Source organism: uncultured Dysgonomonas sp. (genome assembly GCF_900079725.1).
Classification (GTDB): domain Bacteria; phylum Bacteroidota; class Bacteroidia; order Bacteroidales; family Dysgonomonadaceae; genus Dysgonomonas.
This window is the reverse complement of sequence record NZ_LT599032.1, coordinates 292,784-306,441: the sequence shown is the minus strand read 5'-3', so window position 1 is coordinate 306,441 and position 13,658 is coordinate 292,784. Positions and strand designations below refer to the sequence as shown.

Annotated in this window: 10 protein-coding genes; 9 read left to right on the top strand and 1 reads right to left on the bottom strand. The window is 36.1% G+C overall.

Translation table 11 applies throughout. From position 1 onward, the window contains the following. Positions 1–3: 3 nt before the first annotated feature. The gene (locus tag QZL88_RS01230) at positions 4–630 is read right to left on the bottom strand and encodes a DUF1062 domain-containing protein (RefSeq protein WP_296938117.1); all 627 of its coding nucleotides are present in this window, start codon (positions 628–630) and stop codon (positions 4–6) included. 374 nt (positions 631–1,004) lie between these two features. Here QZL88_RS01230 and QZL88_RS01225 point away from each other — a divergent pair, with 374 nt between their 5' ends. From QZL88_RS01225 to QZL88_RS01185, 9 genes are all read left to right on the top strand, one after another. Further along, positions 1,005–1,574 (top strand): flavodoxin, encoded by a 570-nt coding sequence (locus QZL88_RS01225; RefSeq protein WP_296938115.1) that lies wholly within the window; start codon positions 1,005–1,007, stop codon positions 1,572–1,574. A 49-nt stretch (positions 1,575–1,623) separates the two neighbouring features. Then, positions 1,624–3,141: a 4Fe-4S binding protein gene (locus QZL88_RS01220; RefSeq protein WP_296938112.1), complete on the top strand. Its 1,518-nt coding sequence runs from the start codon at positions 1,624–1,626 to the stop codon at positions 3,139–3,141. A 12-nt stretch (positions 3,142–3,153) separates the two neighbouring features. Continuing rightward, complete coding sequence (locus QZL88_RS01215; RefSeq protein WP_296938110.1) at positions 3,154–4,560, top strand: aldo/keto reductase; 1,407 nt, start codon at positions 3,154–3,156, stop codon at positions 4,558–4,560. 11 nt (positions 4,561–4,571) lie between these two features. Further along, positions 4,572–5,012, top strand: a complete 441-nt coding sequence (locus QZL88_RS01210; protein ID WP_296938109.1) for a DUF1893 domain-containing protein — start codon at positions 4,572–4,574, stop codon at positions 5,010–5,012. 350 nt (positions 5,013–5,362) lie between these two features. Next, positions 5,363–6,535, top strand: coding sequence for a HEAT repeat domain-containing protein (locus QZL88_RS01205; RefSeq protein ID WP_296938107.1), 1,173 nt, complete (start codon positions 5,363–5,365; stop codon positions 6,533–6,535). Between the two features lie 11 nt (positions 6,536–6,546). Further along, a complete protein-coding gene (locus tag QZL88_RS01200; RefSeq protein ID WP_296938104.1) occupies positions 6,547–8,010 on the top strand; it encodes a glycosyltransferase in 1,464 nt (487 codons plus the stop codon). 30 nt (positions 8,011–8,040) lie between these two features. After that, positions 8,041–10,869 (top strand): tetratricopeptide repeat protein, encoded by a 2,829-nt coding sequence (locus tag QZL88_RS01195; RefSeq protein ID WP_296938103.1) that lies wholly within the window; start codon positions 8,041–8,043, stop codon positions 10,867–10,869. Continuing rightward, positions 10,856–13,003 (top strand): DUF4838 domain-containing protein, encoded by a 2,148-nt coding sequence (locus QZL88_RS01190; RefSeq protein ID WP_296938102.1) that lies wholly within the window; start codon positions 10,856–10,858, stop codon positions 13,001–13,003. The genes QZL88_RS01195 and QZL88_RS01190 overlap by 14 nt, the downstream gene beginning before the upstream one ends. A gap of 14 nt (positions 13,004–13,017) precedes the next feature. Next, positions 13,018–13,542: a DUF1573 domain-containing protein gene (locus QZL88_RS01185; RefSeq protein ID WP_296938100.1), complete on the top strand. Its 525-nt coding sequence runs from the start codon at positions 13,018–13,020 to the stop codon at positions 13,540–13,542. Positions 13,543–13,658: the final 116 nt, after the last annotated feature.

The window sequence follows — 13,658 nt, the reverse complement described above, 5'->3', positions numbered from 1 at the left end:
AAGCTACCTTATGAGTTGCTCTATAAAGTTTTTAAGCTTATGGCTGTCTAAAGTAATTAACATTTGATCTTTGATTATACATTTCTTTAAGTGTATACCTTCCGGTAGTTCTATAATTTTAGCCGCTATCATTTTCTCTAATTTGCTAATAGAGATATTTAAACATTGACGGATAACAGATGATAATTTTAGATGGGTATTGTATTTTGTTATTATGCAAAATTCAATTTTTTCTTCCTCCATATTTATAATATCATCGAGAGATATTATTTGATGAATGATATCGTATTTTATTGATTTATAGCAGACTTCTACATTATTCCTTTTCATCAATTCCAAATCGGATGAATAGTTCCATGCTATATTTGTATCATTAGATAAGAATTTTAGATATAGCTCTTTATCAATAGACTCTGGCTTTATCCGGGATAGAATAGTGAGATTGAATGTACTGTCACATTCTATACACCTATATATCAGCCATACATCTATAATCTTTTTTTGAGCGTTGACTCTGAATTTATCACTGCAATAGAACTGGCTACTGTTATTACATTTTGCGCACTTTCTTTTTAATAAAGGCGTATTTTGTATACATATTTCCCATGTATATCGTTTCGCTTTTTTCATGTTGGCAAATCCTCCCGGGATATATTACCCTATATCACACATAGCAATATGCAACTTATATACAAAGTGTATTTAAGTCAGAAAGGGTAATGAATTAATAAATTAAACAGATATACCAGTTCGAGTACGAAACTCAAACGAGAGGAACTATTAGCTTGTGGTATCTGAAGCTAATATTATGCCAGTATATATAAACGAATAGTTGCCAAATTGTGATAATGTTGGTTTCGGCTTCAAAGATAACAGTTTTATTCCGGCTTCAATAAGTATTCAGTGTAATTTGTTTGATTTGAACAAGTGATGGTTTGAATTGCAATAGTTAAAGATTGGCTATCTGGATATATTTGTATCAAATAATTAAGTATTTGAATAGCATGAAAATCAAAGTTTTAATATTAGCAATTCTGATTATGAGTATAGGCATGAGTAATAAATTACAGGCACAAACAATTGCATCAGGAAAAAAAGTACTGATAGCTTATTATTCTTTACGAAATGGAAATACCCGTATTTTGTCCGAACATATACAAAAGAATGTAGGCGGTGATATTTTCAGGATCGAAACTGTAGATGCTTATCCATCTGCATACAACGATGTAACTACGCAGGCTAAGAAAGAGCTTCAATCGGGATACAGGCCTCCGCTGAAAAGCAAAGTACAAGCCTTCGATCAATACGATATTATCTATCTGGGTTCTCCTAACTGGTGGAATACAATTGCGCCAGCGGTAATGACATTTCTCGATAGTTACAATTTTGAAGGCAAAACCATTGTTCCTTTTATCACACACGAAGGAAGTCGTCTCGGATCGAGTGTAGCAGATATAAAAAAACTGGCACCGAAAGCAACTGTCCTCAAAGGACTTCCGGTACGTGGCGGCTCTGTCAGTAGCTCTATGCCGGATGTGAAAGTATGGTTGAAGGACTTGGATATGGTCAAATAATCAACCATATTCATCAGTACTAAATAATTACATTTCATAAAAGAAAAATATGCTACGAAAAATCAGGGTTATAGCTGCAGGTATCTTCTTTCTATTGACAACCTTATTGTTTCTAGACTTTACGGGTGTACTTCACGGATGGTTTGGCTGGCTGGCAGAGATACAGCTTATTCCGGCAATATTAGCAGTCAATCTATCAGTCATAGTTGGATTAGTATTACTTACATTACTTTTCGGCAGACTTTATTGTTCTGTAATTTGCCCCCTCGGTATATTTCAGGATGGAATATCACATATAGCTGGAAATAGAAAAGGTAAGAAAAATCGCTTCAAATATTCATCTGCTAAGTTGTGGCTGCGTTACATTATACTTGGTCTGTTTGTTCTTTCAATGATATTAGGTATTAGTGTGGTTGTTTCACTACTGGATCCTTATGCTGCTTACGGGCGGATAGCTTCCAATGCCTTTGCTCCGGTGTATCGATGGGGAAATAACCTATTAGCCTGGTTTGCCGAAAGGGCAGACAGCTATTCATTCTACTCCACAGAGGTATGGATAAAAGGATGGATTACGTTTGGTATAGCAGCAGTTACTTTGATCATAGTTGCTATACTGGCTTGGCGTAACGGTCGTATATATTGTAATACCATTTGTCCGGTAGGTACTATTTTGGGTGTTTTATCAGGATTCTCCATGTTTAAGCCGGTTTTAGATAAAGGAAAGTGTAATGGATGCGGAGCATGCTCTCGTAATTGTAAATCTTCCTGCATTGATATAAAAGCTAAGAATATAGATTATAGCCGTTGTGTTACTTGTTTCAATTGCATAGAGAGATGCAGGGCCGGTGCCATGAAATATAGATATGTAAAGATCAAACATAAAAAAGAAACGCTTGATGTAATAGACAATGCTGCTGATACAGGCCATAATGAGAAAGGTTTTACCCGTCGCAATTTATTATCATTAGTAGGTATGATGGCGATATCGCGTACTGTGAGAGCACAACAATTACATGTAGATGGAGGATTGGCAGAAATTGAAGACAAAAAGAAGCCGGAAAGGAAAATTCCTCTAATTCCACCTGGAGCTGTTAGTGCCGCAAATATGAAAAATCATTGTACGGCGTGTCAGCTTTGCGTGTCAGCCTGCCCAAACAATATACTGAGTCCATCGAATAAACTGGCAACATTCATGCAACCTGAAATATCGTATGAAAGAGGATATTGTCGTCCGGAATGTACCGAATGTTCACAGGTATGTCCCACAGGAGCAATAACACCTATTACTTCAGCATACAAATCGGCTATATCAATAGGTTTGGCTGTATGGATTAAAGATAATTGTGTAATAAATTCAGATGAAGTACAGTGTAATAATTGTGAGCGTCATTGTCCTACAGGGGCTATTGCTTTAGCCGATCGTGATCCGGGTTACAGTGACTCTCTAAAAATACCTGTTATTGATAAAGAACTCTGTATTGGTTGTGGAGCATGCGAAAATTTATGTCCGGCACGCCCTTTCAGTGCCATCTATGTGGAAGGAAATGTAAGACATCATTCAATATAAGAACAGAATATTATGAAAAATAAAGATAGGAAAGATATAAACCGTCGGAATTTTCTCAAAGCATTAGGAACTGCATCAGTAACGACCACAGCAGCTATATACGGATGCAAACCGAATAATACAATCACTGCCGAAGGAGGGGCAATAGGTGAAGTCCCTACCGACAAGATGACTTATCGTATCAATCATAATACCGGAGATAAAGTGTCTTTACTTGGATACGGTTGTATGCGCTGGCCTTTGCGTCAAAAACCGGATGGGAATGGAGAAGAGATTGATCAGGACGCAGTCAATGACTTGGTCGATTATGCCATTGCTCATGGAGTTAATTATTTCGATGTGGCTCCTACATATGTTCGTGGATGGTCTGAGGTAGCGACGGGTATTGCCCTGAAACGTCATCCGAGAGATAAATTCTTTATTGCAACCAAATTGTCGACACATAGAGAAGACCCGAAATTACGCACATTTGCGGGATCAAAAGCATTATATGAAAAATCGAGAGAAAATCTACAAGTTGAATATATTGATTATTATTTGTTGCATGCTATAGGTTTGGGAGGAATGAAAGCTGTTATGGAACGATTCTATGATAATGGAATGTTAGACTTTTTGGTAAAAGAAAAAGCTGTCGGTCGTATCCGTAACCTGGGATGGTCTTTCCACGGCGATATAGAAGCTTTTGATTTCCTGTTGTCTCAACAGGATGAAGGTAAAATTCATTGGGATTTTGTTCAGATACAGCTGAATTATATAGATTGGTTACATGCTTCCGGTTGGAATACCAATGCAGAATATCTTTTGACCGAACTTGAGAAACGAAATATTCCGGCCGTTATAATGGAGCCTCTTTTGGGAGGGCGTCTATCCCGTTTGAGTTCAGAGGCACTGAAACTATTGAAAGAAATACGTCCCGAAGAAAGTGCTGCATCGTGGGCTTTCCGTTATGCCGGTACTCCTCAAAATGTACTTACAGTATTAAGTGGGATGGTCTATATGGAGCACCTACAGGAAAATATTCGTACTTACTCGCCTCTCGACCCTATAACAGAAAAAGAATATAATTCACTGGATAAGGTAACAGAGATTATGATGAATGACGAATATGTGCAGTGTACTGAATGTGAATATTGTATGCCTTGTCCGTATGGAGTCGATATACCCGGTGTATTTGGGCACTACAATCGTATTATTAGCGCTGGTAAGCGGCTGAAAAGTTCTAAAGACGAAAGTTCTAAAGATGCACGCCGTGCTTTTCTTATCGGATATGACAGGAATGTACCTAAACTTCGTCAGGCGAGCCATTGTATAGGTTGCGAGATATGTAAACCCCATTGTCCACAGACTATTGATATACCAAATGAAATGCGCCGGATAGATTTGTATGCAGAGCAATTAAAACAAAAGATAGACTTTTAAATAAATGCAAAATGAACGAGTTAATTAAAATATTACACGATGGGGATTATTCCTGCGTTGTACGAAACTATGATGAAACATACACATTCACCCAGCGTGGTGTATCTGATTTATACGATATGGTAAAGAATAAACCGGGATTTCTTAAAGGTGCTTCTATTGCAGATAAGGTAGTAGGCAAGGCTGCTGCCGCTTTAATGATTCTGGGAGGTATAGACCAATTATATACAGATATTATAAGCCTTTCAGCTTTGATTTTATTGAGGGAGGCCTCTATCGAAGCAGATTTTAAGCGGGTAGTGCCATTCATTTCGAACCGGGATAAGACCGGATGGTGCCCATTGGAAAGATTATGTTATAATGAATCATCAGCGGAAGCTATTTTGCCACTGATAGATGAGTTTCTTAATAAGATGCAGAATATTAAGGAATCTGAATTAGCACATATATAGGATAAAAATCCGGAATTAATCTTTACAGCCAGATTGTTAAGGGGGAAGAGTCTTTTCTGCTTCAAAATAGTTTCCATCTATCAGTTAACCGATAGATGGAAACTGCTTTTTTGTCGTTTTTTTTTCAATCGTAGTTAATTAAAATTTATTTTAATAAATGTAAAACATAATTTCAATCTCATTGTTTAAATAAATATAAAACAATAATTAACAATTCACAATGCGACTGAAATTTTATGAATCAAGCAGCTGGATTTCATTCGGTAACGAAATGTATCAATCTGATATGTTTTTTGTTGATCATCTAAAAAATCTAAATAATACTAAACCTCTGTTTGATCGTTTTAATCATGGAAGAAATATTTGATACAGTCAGATTTTACATCTATTACTGGGATTCCCAGTTTATCGGTTTTCCGATAGTTATCCGTATCGTATCTACTCTTGTTATTTTATTAGCAATACTTTATATCGTTTCCTTATTCAGGTTTATTTATTTAGCATACAGTTTAGAAAGGAAGAAGAAGCACTTTGAACAAGTCAAACAAAAATATACCATCAAACTGAAGGATATCCTTTTCTCGACATTGAATACTTATCCGGACGCTGTAAAGTCTGAGTTGGAGATAGAAAACGTTTCTTTCAAAAAGTGGGAAAAAGTAGATATTACCCAACTTATTTTATCAATAAAGCAAGAAAAAAAAATAGAAAAAATAAATGTGAACAATTATTTAGCGGTAATAGATGCTTTGGGGCTTATTAGTTTTTGGGAAGAAAACTTAAGGGACAAGAGCCTCGAAAAAAATATGCAAGCTTTAAGAATGCTGGATAGCCTTGGTATTAACATACCGGGTAGCATTTTAGCCAATAAGGTTCAAGGCCTCAATTCGAATTTACGCAAATACGCAAAATCGGAACATATACGTTTTGCATCGCATGATGCTTTTAAATTCCTGGAAGAAGATTTTGATGGAGACCTCAATCCTTTGGATGAAATAAGGATACATGCTTCTCTTAAAGAAAGGGCTAAGCTCAAGTCGCTGCCATTATTGATCCGTTGGGTAAATACTGCACAGAATGAAGCTTATAAATGTTTTCTGATAAAGGAGATAGGGCTTTTTAAACAGGCGGGAAGTGCTTCGCAATTACTCGAATTGTATCAAAATACAAAGAGTTTCAGAATAAAGGCTAGTATTGCCGAAACACTTGGGCTTTTGAAATATACACAAGCTGTACCTATTCTTACTCTCAATTATGATTCAAATCCTGAATTTGTGCAGGCTAGTATAATCAATGCTATGGGGCAATTTGCAACTCCTGAAGCTCTAGCGTTTCTTGAAGTGATATACAATCAAACATCAGATGATGAATTGTTTATAAAAATTGTCCGTAATATTTATTTAATAGATTGCAGAAAAGAGACCTACCTAAGGCTAAAAGATGTGACAACGAATATCTTCCGCAAATCCGTATTTGCAAACGCAGAACAAACCGAAATAGAAACCAATGAATCCATAGCTTAAATTTATCAGATATGTTAGAATATATTGCTTCCATTTACCAATTCCTGATCTTTTTTTATGCTTTATCTATTACTGCAGCCTATGTGACATTAGCATTGTTGGCTTATTATAACATTTCCCAGTCGAAAATTAAGTATACGAAAGAAGAAGAAGATTTACTTAAGATCGGATTTGAAAGAGTACCTGGCATTTCGGTTGTAGCTCCTGCTTATAATGAGGAAGTTATTATTATAGACAACGTAAACTCATTATTGAATCTGGACTACCTTACATTCGAAGTTGTAGTTGTAAATGATGGAAGTAAAGACAATACATTGGATTTGTTGATCAAAAATTTTAATTTGGAGGAAGTTGATTTTCCATATATCGAAAAAATACGTTGTCGTCCTGTAAAACGAATTTTCAAATCTGTAAATCCCAAATTTAAAAGACTGACCGTAGTAGATAAGGTAAATGGAGGAACAAAGGCCGATGCAGTGAATGCCGGAATAAATGTGGCTAAATATGATTATATTATCAATACGGATGTGGATGGAATCCTTGCTCGCGATACTTTGAGTAAAGTCATTCTGCCGGTGTTGGATTCTAAAATACCTGTAATCGCTGTTGGGACCACGATGCGGATGTCGAACGGCTGCGAGGTTGAGAATGGGGTACTAACACGTGTAAAACCGCCAAAAGCACTTATTCCTACATTTCAGGAAACGGAATATCTGCGCTCTTATTTAGTTTCAAAGATGGGTTGGTCTGTTGTGAATGCAATACCTAATGTTTCCGGAGGATTCGGACTATTCAATAAATCTGTAGTAATCAATACCGGAGGATTCGATCCAAAATCACATGCAGAAGATATGGATATGACACTTCGTATAGCTGCATATATGCGAAGCATTAAAAAGGAATACCGCATAGTTCAGATTCCCGATACCTGCTGTTGGACGGAAGGCCCGTCTACTATAAAAGTACTGAATAGACAGCGGACTCGTTGGGGTAGAGGATTATTGCAGATTTTTATAACACATCGCCGGTTCTTGTTTAATCGTAAATATGGAAGAGTCGGTCTCACCGTGACTCCATATGCTTTGTTCTTTGAATTCTTTGCTCCCATAATTGAATTTACAGGGGTAATTTGTATGATTTTTTTACTCCTTACGGGGCATATCAATTTCAATACTTTCTGGTTGATGCTACTATTTGTTTTCCTGACAGGGATAACTATGTCTCTTATAACAGTAGGATTAGATTTGTGGGTGAAGAAATGGTATAATAATATAAGCGAATATATAAAGCTTATTGTTTTTTCCTCTTTCGAAGCTTTTGTTTACCATCCTCTTATCGTCATTTTTACACTTCGTGGATATTGGCAATATCTCACACAGAAAGATTTCAAATGGGGTTCAATGACCAGGCAAGGGTTTGCTAAAAGCACTACTACACCCACTCCTAACGAAACTACTCCGGAATCCAATATATAAAATAACAAAGGCAATATATAGCATATTATAATGGCAAGACATATAAAAGAAAGATACATACATTCTCAGAATACTTTATTTAAGATTCTATCTATATTCTTACTTGTAATAGTTCCTTGTGGAAGTATTATAGCCCAAACTTTGATACTTTCTGACGAAAAAAGTAATTACGCTAAGCAAATTAAAGATTTGTTTGATCAGGATAATTGGGATGCAGGGAAGAATATTATGGACGAGGGAATTGAGAAATATCCCAAAGAATCTGATCTGAGGATGCTTGCCGGAAAGTATTATGAGCATCTTAAACTGCATGATAAAGCACGCTATGAACTAAATAAGGCATTGGAATACAATCCCAATAATGTAAGTGCCAAAGAGATACTTATAAATGTAGAAACAGAATCGGGACGTTACTCCAGTGCTATCTGTTATATAAATGAATTGCTTGAAATTACTCCATATAAGCCAAGTTTATGGCAAAAAAAAATACAATTATATGAGCTTCAGGGTTATGCGGCCGATGCTAACCGACTTCGTAAACGCATCAGCACGATATATCCTAACGATAGTATTATACAGAAAGATCTGCGTTATCATATCGAACTGGAAACTGATGCCCGAAGAAAGGAAGGGAAGTTGGACGAAACAATATCTTTGAGTAGAGAACTGGTACAACAACAACCCGGAAATGCAGAATATTACTTAGATCTGATTAATGACTATTTAAAAGCCGGAGATCAGAGCAATGCGATGATTTTTACACAACGAGGGCTTAATAAGTTTCCCGGAAACCTGTCATTTATTGATAAAAAAACAAGTTTTCTTGCTGATCAAAAGCGTTACAGTGAATTATTATCTTTTTTGCAACAGGAAATGAAAAAGGGCAATCCAGCAACTCTGCAGCAGCAATACAATTATTATTTGGAAGAGGCTGCCGAGGAGGCAAGAAATAATGATCCTGCGACTTTATATGGAAAGGTTCTGGAACATAACCCGGGGAATGAAGAAGCATTCAATTATGTATTTAATAGTACGATAGCTAATCTTCAATATGAGGAAGCTTTGAGTATTCTCAATAAGTATAAAAAAGTAAAAGGAGAGTCCAAATCTCTTACAATGAAAGAATTAATGGTGCATAACCGGATGGGGAATACAACACGTGTTATAGCTGTCACAAAGCAGCTTTTCGGAAAATATCCTGAAGATTCTTCTTTACGTGAAGCTTATGTAAATATTATGTTAGCCGATGCAAAAAGTAAAATGACAGATAATAACTATTCAGAGGCTATTACCAGTCTGAATCTGGTAAGACAATATGGAGATGAAGAAACGCAAAGAAATGCGCAGTACATTCTATATAATGCTTACATGGGTATGGGTGATTATAGTAATGCCCTGAATATTCTGGATATTCTGAAAAGTCAGGGAACAAACATAACTGATATACTTGTGAAACAAGCAGACATTTACTATAAGCAACAGCGTTATCCTATGGCTGTTTCTTCTTATGAGCAAGCTATTGATATGACTAATGGAGAATACAAGGCCAAATATATAGGAGGGTATACTGATATGCTTACACAGATTGTAAAAGAGCTAAATGAACAGTATCTTTTCGACGATGCCATGAAATATATAGAAAGATGGATAACCTATGATACTTCTAATTCTTTGCCATTGCATTATGCTGTAAACGTGTCGTATAGCAGAAAGAAAATGGATGATGTACAATTATACGCAGAGAAAGGATATATGTCTTTTCCTGATGATATTTTTTTCAAAATAAAACTTGCAGACATTAAAGCTCAGAATACTGATTTATATGCGGAAACTTACAATGACGTTCACGAGAGTTTGATAAAAAATCCATATCATAAAGATCTCGTTAATGCATTCATTCAATTATCTGAAGATTACAGTAAGAATCTCATTAAAGATAAAAGGATTGAAGAGGCTCTTTCTGTAATAGATACTGCTCTATATTATTCGCCTGCAAACAAATCATTGAAATATATGAAAGGATTGGCGTGGGAAAGTATACACCGTTTCGATTCGGCTTATTATTATCAATCGTTTTATGATCCGTCGGCGATGGAAATAGGAGAGTTCAGGCAACATCTGAATTATCTTAAATATAAAAGCTATCGCAATGAAGTTGGAGTCTATTATATGCGTAATAGCTTTGGTGATGATAATAATGCAGTTAGTTCGGTTGCGACAATAGATTACAGTCGTTATGCCGGAGCCAATACTTATGTAGGGCGAATAAATTATACAGGGCGTGATTTAGGTAAAGGTATTCAGGTACAGGGAGAATGGTACAGAGAATGGAATCAGCATACTCGCAGTCAGATAGATGTTGGCTTCGCTAATAAATTTTTCCCAAAAGTAGCTCTGAGTGCATCCATATACCGGGACCTTAATATTTTTAGCGGAATAGAGGCTGAATTTGGAGTAGGATATAGAAAATTGGAAGACAAGGAAAGTCTTTCTAATGCTGTAATCGGTATGACCAAAGATACGGAATCATGGAGAGTGAATGTTCGCTTCAATAATTTCGTTTTTCAAAGTGAATGGCTGTATAGTCTCTCTGCAAATGTACGATACTATCTTTCCTCACCTAAGAGTTATCTTACAGCAGTGGCTAGTGTGGGTTCTTCTCCTGATGTTGATATAATTAATTACCAGCTATATAATGGTTTTTCGGTAACAAATAGCATGGTAGGAGCAGGTATAGGACATATGATAACAAAGACAGTTTCTGCCGGACTATTGGGCACATGGTATAACTTCAAAGCAAATGATACTAATTATAGAAATCTTTATAATCTAAATTTCAATATTAATGTGGCATTTTAATTATTATATAAACCTATTGCTAATCATGCTATTGGCATCAGGTTGCTCAGCAAATACTCAACCACCGCTCAAAGCTGAGAGTTATATTATCACTTACGAAGAAGATGCGCCTGGTGAGCGCTGGGGTGAATATCTTTTTAGCCATTTATCGAAAAGAACAGAAGCCAAATCTATTGTCTCTTTAAAAAAGGGTGGACAGCTCGGTGATATCCCCCTGGGAGCCAAGAATATCCATTTCGAAGTAGCTGCTGATTTGGAAAATGATTATTGTATCGAGCATACAATCAATGAGCTACATATCCGGGTACGCAATAACGAGACCGCATTATGGATAGTCTATCAGTTGATAAATAATATTGCCGAAGAAGATAACCGTTTCTCTGCCGAAGATCTACCTCCTGCAATAATCAATTTTGACTCTAAATGTAAGGATTTCGATTTTACATACCGCGAGCCCCATTTTGCTCCGAATCTGAGGCACGAGCATTCTCCTATTATCGGTGCTAATAATGTGGAAACGGATTGGGGGTTATGGGGACATAATCTGTCTAAGATAATGAAAGGAAATCAGAGTGATAATATATATGCACTCGTAAATGGTAAGCGGAATAAATCACAATTTTCTTTTTCATCACCCGAACTTTTCGAGTTTCTAAGTAATTACATAGCCGAAAATTATGGTGTGGGAAATAAGAAAACGTATCGTTTTATGATTATGCCCGAAGATAATGATTTGGTATGTACTTGTCCTGCATGTACTCAACTGGGAAATACGCCGGATAATGCAACTCCGGCTGTTGCAAATCTGATACATAAGCTTGCTGAGCGTTTTCCTAAACACCAGTTTTTTACAACGGCTTACAGGACAACAGCAAAAACACCATCTGATAAATTACCAGATAATGCAGGTGTATTCTTTAGTACTATCGACTTGCCAAAGGGGATAGAACCAGATATGCAGAAGGCTTCAACAAAACAATTTATAGATCGGTTGGATACATGGAAAGAAAAAACTCCCAATATATATTTGTGGGACTATGCTGCCAACTTTGATGATTATTTGACCCCTATACCAGTCTTACTCGGTTTACAGAAGCAGTTTCAGTTTTTTAAAGAATTGGGCGTAAAGGGAATTTTTCTTAATGCAAGCGGATATGATTATTCCTCGTTTAATGATGTTAAGACATTTGTTTGCGAAGCGCTTATGATGGATGTAAATATAGATGTAAATGACCTTTGCAGGAAATTCTTTGAGAGGAAATACCCGGAAAGTCATAAACTTCTTTCCGACTATTATTTGCAGTTAGAGCATGCTTTTTATGCAAAGAAGAAGGCTTATAATATGTATGGAAGTATGAAAGAAAATATGAATTCATATTTTGATACAGATGAATTTATCGAGTTCTATGATACCCTAAAAGAAGTAATTCCAAATACAAAAGATCTGGAAAAGAGAAAACTGGAGAAACTTTATACGGCACTCAGTTATACCCGTTTGCAAATAGCTTATGTAAAGGGGTACGATGATCTTGGATTTGCTGTAAAAGAAGGCGATAAAATAACGGTTAAACCCGAAATAGATACTTTTGTACAAACACTGGAAGGCGCACCGCAATTTTCAAACCTGACTAATTATAAAGAAACAGACGGAGCCTTATCTGACTATATTGCCGAATGGAAACAGGTAATGACTAAAGGTAATTATACAAATGCCTTGATGGATGTATCTGTCAAATTATTATCAAAACCTGACGAAGGCTTTGAAAAAACAGATTTACTGCATAATGGTGTGCCGGGCTTTGCCATGGATTATCACCAAGGATGGTATCTGAGCAGTACGGATGATATGCACATTAGCTTTTCTGCAGAGAATCTACAACGGGCAAAAACAATACAATTGCGGTTTTTGAGTAATGAGAGACATGGTATATATCCACCCGAAAAAATACTCGTAAGTCTAGATGGCCAGATAGTCAAAGAAATTTATTCCAATCAAATAATGGTCTTTGGAAATATCGCAGAATACACTATGGACATTAATCTGGTAGGAACTAAAAATGTCGATTTAAAATTTATTCGTAAGCAGGCTCCAAAGAGTATCATTGCTTGTGATGAGATTACTGTATTGAATTAAAATCCCAATTTGTAATGTATAAAAAAGGCTATATAATTCTGATCCTGATCCTGGCTACTGGTATTTCAGCTTGTGTGGATATTAAAAATAAAAAGACAACTTTGGAAATCGTAGATAATAACAGACATTATTACCCGATTCTTCAAGGACCCGAACTGGATATGGTTTTTGTAATAAAAAATGTGGGGGAGGTACCTTTTATGTTATCAGATATTTTTACATCTTGTGGCTGTCTGGTACCTGACAAATCTGCTATTGAAGCTATTCCTCCGGGAAAAGAAGGTAAGTTGATATTGAAATACAATACCACCAAGAATATTGGATATGTGGAGCATTACGTTACTCTTTATGGTAATCTTACAACCTTGGATAAAGCCGAAATAAAATTTGATGTGCATGTAGTTCCTAACTCTTTGAATACAAGAGATTATGAAGAACTATATCTGGAAAACAAGAATAGAGAGAAGGATGAAGATGAGGATGATGTGAGCAATGAAGGGAATAAGGGGTATTACATAGATTCAAAAACAGATCAGTAAAAATAAAAGTGTAGGATCTGTCTACGCTTTATAATATATACCTAAATTCCGAAATCAGAATCTGGTGAAGATCCCTGCACTGATAATACCCTTATATCCGCAACCCAATTCTGCAA

What these genes read in the sequence shown, in the direction of transcription:
- QZL88_RS01230 (WP_296938117.1), bottom strand. Translation starts at nt 630, where the DNA reads ATGAAAAAAGCGAAACGATATACATGGGAAATATGTATACAAAATACG.
- QZL88_RS01225 (WP_296938115.1), top strand. Translation starts at nt 1,005, where the DNA reads ATGAAAATCAAAGTTTTAATATTAGCAATTCTGATTATGAGTATAGGC.
- QZL88_RS01220 (WP_296938112.1), top strand. Translation starts at nt 1,624, where the DNA reads ATGCTACGAAAAATCAGGGTTATAGCTGCAGGTATCTTCTTTCTATTG.
- QZL88_RS01215 (WP_296938110.1), top strand. Translation starts at nt 3,154, where the DNA reads ATGAAAAATAAAGATAGGAAAGATATAAACCGTCGGAATTTTCTCAAA.
- QZL88_RS01210 (WP_296938109.1), top strand. Translation starts at nt 4,572, where the DNA reads ATGAACGAGTTAATTAAAATATTACACGATGGGGATTATTCCTGCGTT.
- QZL88_RS01205 (WP_296938107.1), top strand. Translation starts at nt 5,363, where the DNA reads ATGGAAGAAATATTTGATACAGTCAGATTTTACATCTATTACTGGGAT.
- QZL88_RS01200 (WP_296938104.1), top strand. Translation starts at nt 6,547, where the DNA reads ATGTTAGAATATATTGCTTCCATTTACCAATTCCTGATCTTTTTTTAT.
- QZL88_RS01195 (WP_296938103.1), top strand. Translation starts at nt 8,041, where the DNA reads ATGGCAAGACATATAAAAGAAAGATACATACATTCTCAGAATACTTTA.
- QZL88_RS01190 (WP_296938102.1), top strand. Translation starts at nt 10,856, where the DNA reads ATGTGGCATTTTAATTATTATATAAACCTATTGCTAATCATGCTATTG.
- QZL88_RS01185 (WP_296938100.1), top strand. Translation starts at nt 13,018, where the DNA reads ATGTATAAAAAAGGCTATATAATTCTGATCCTGATCCTGGCTACTGGT.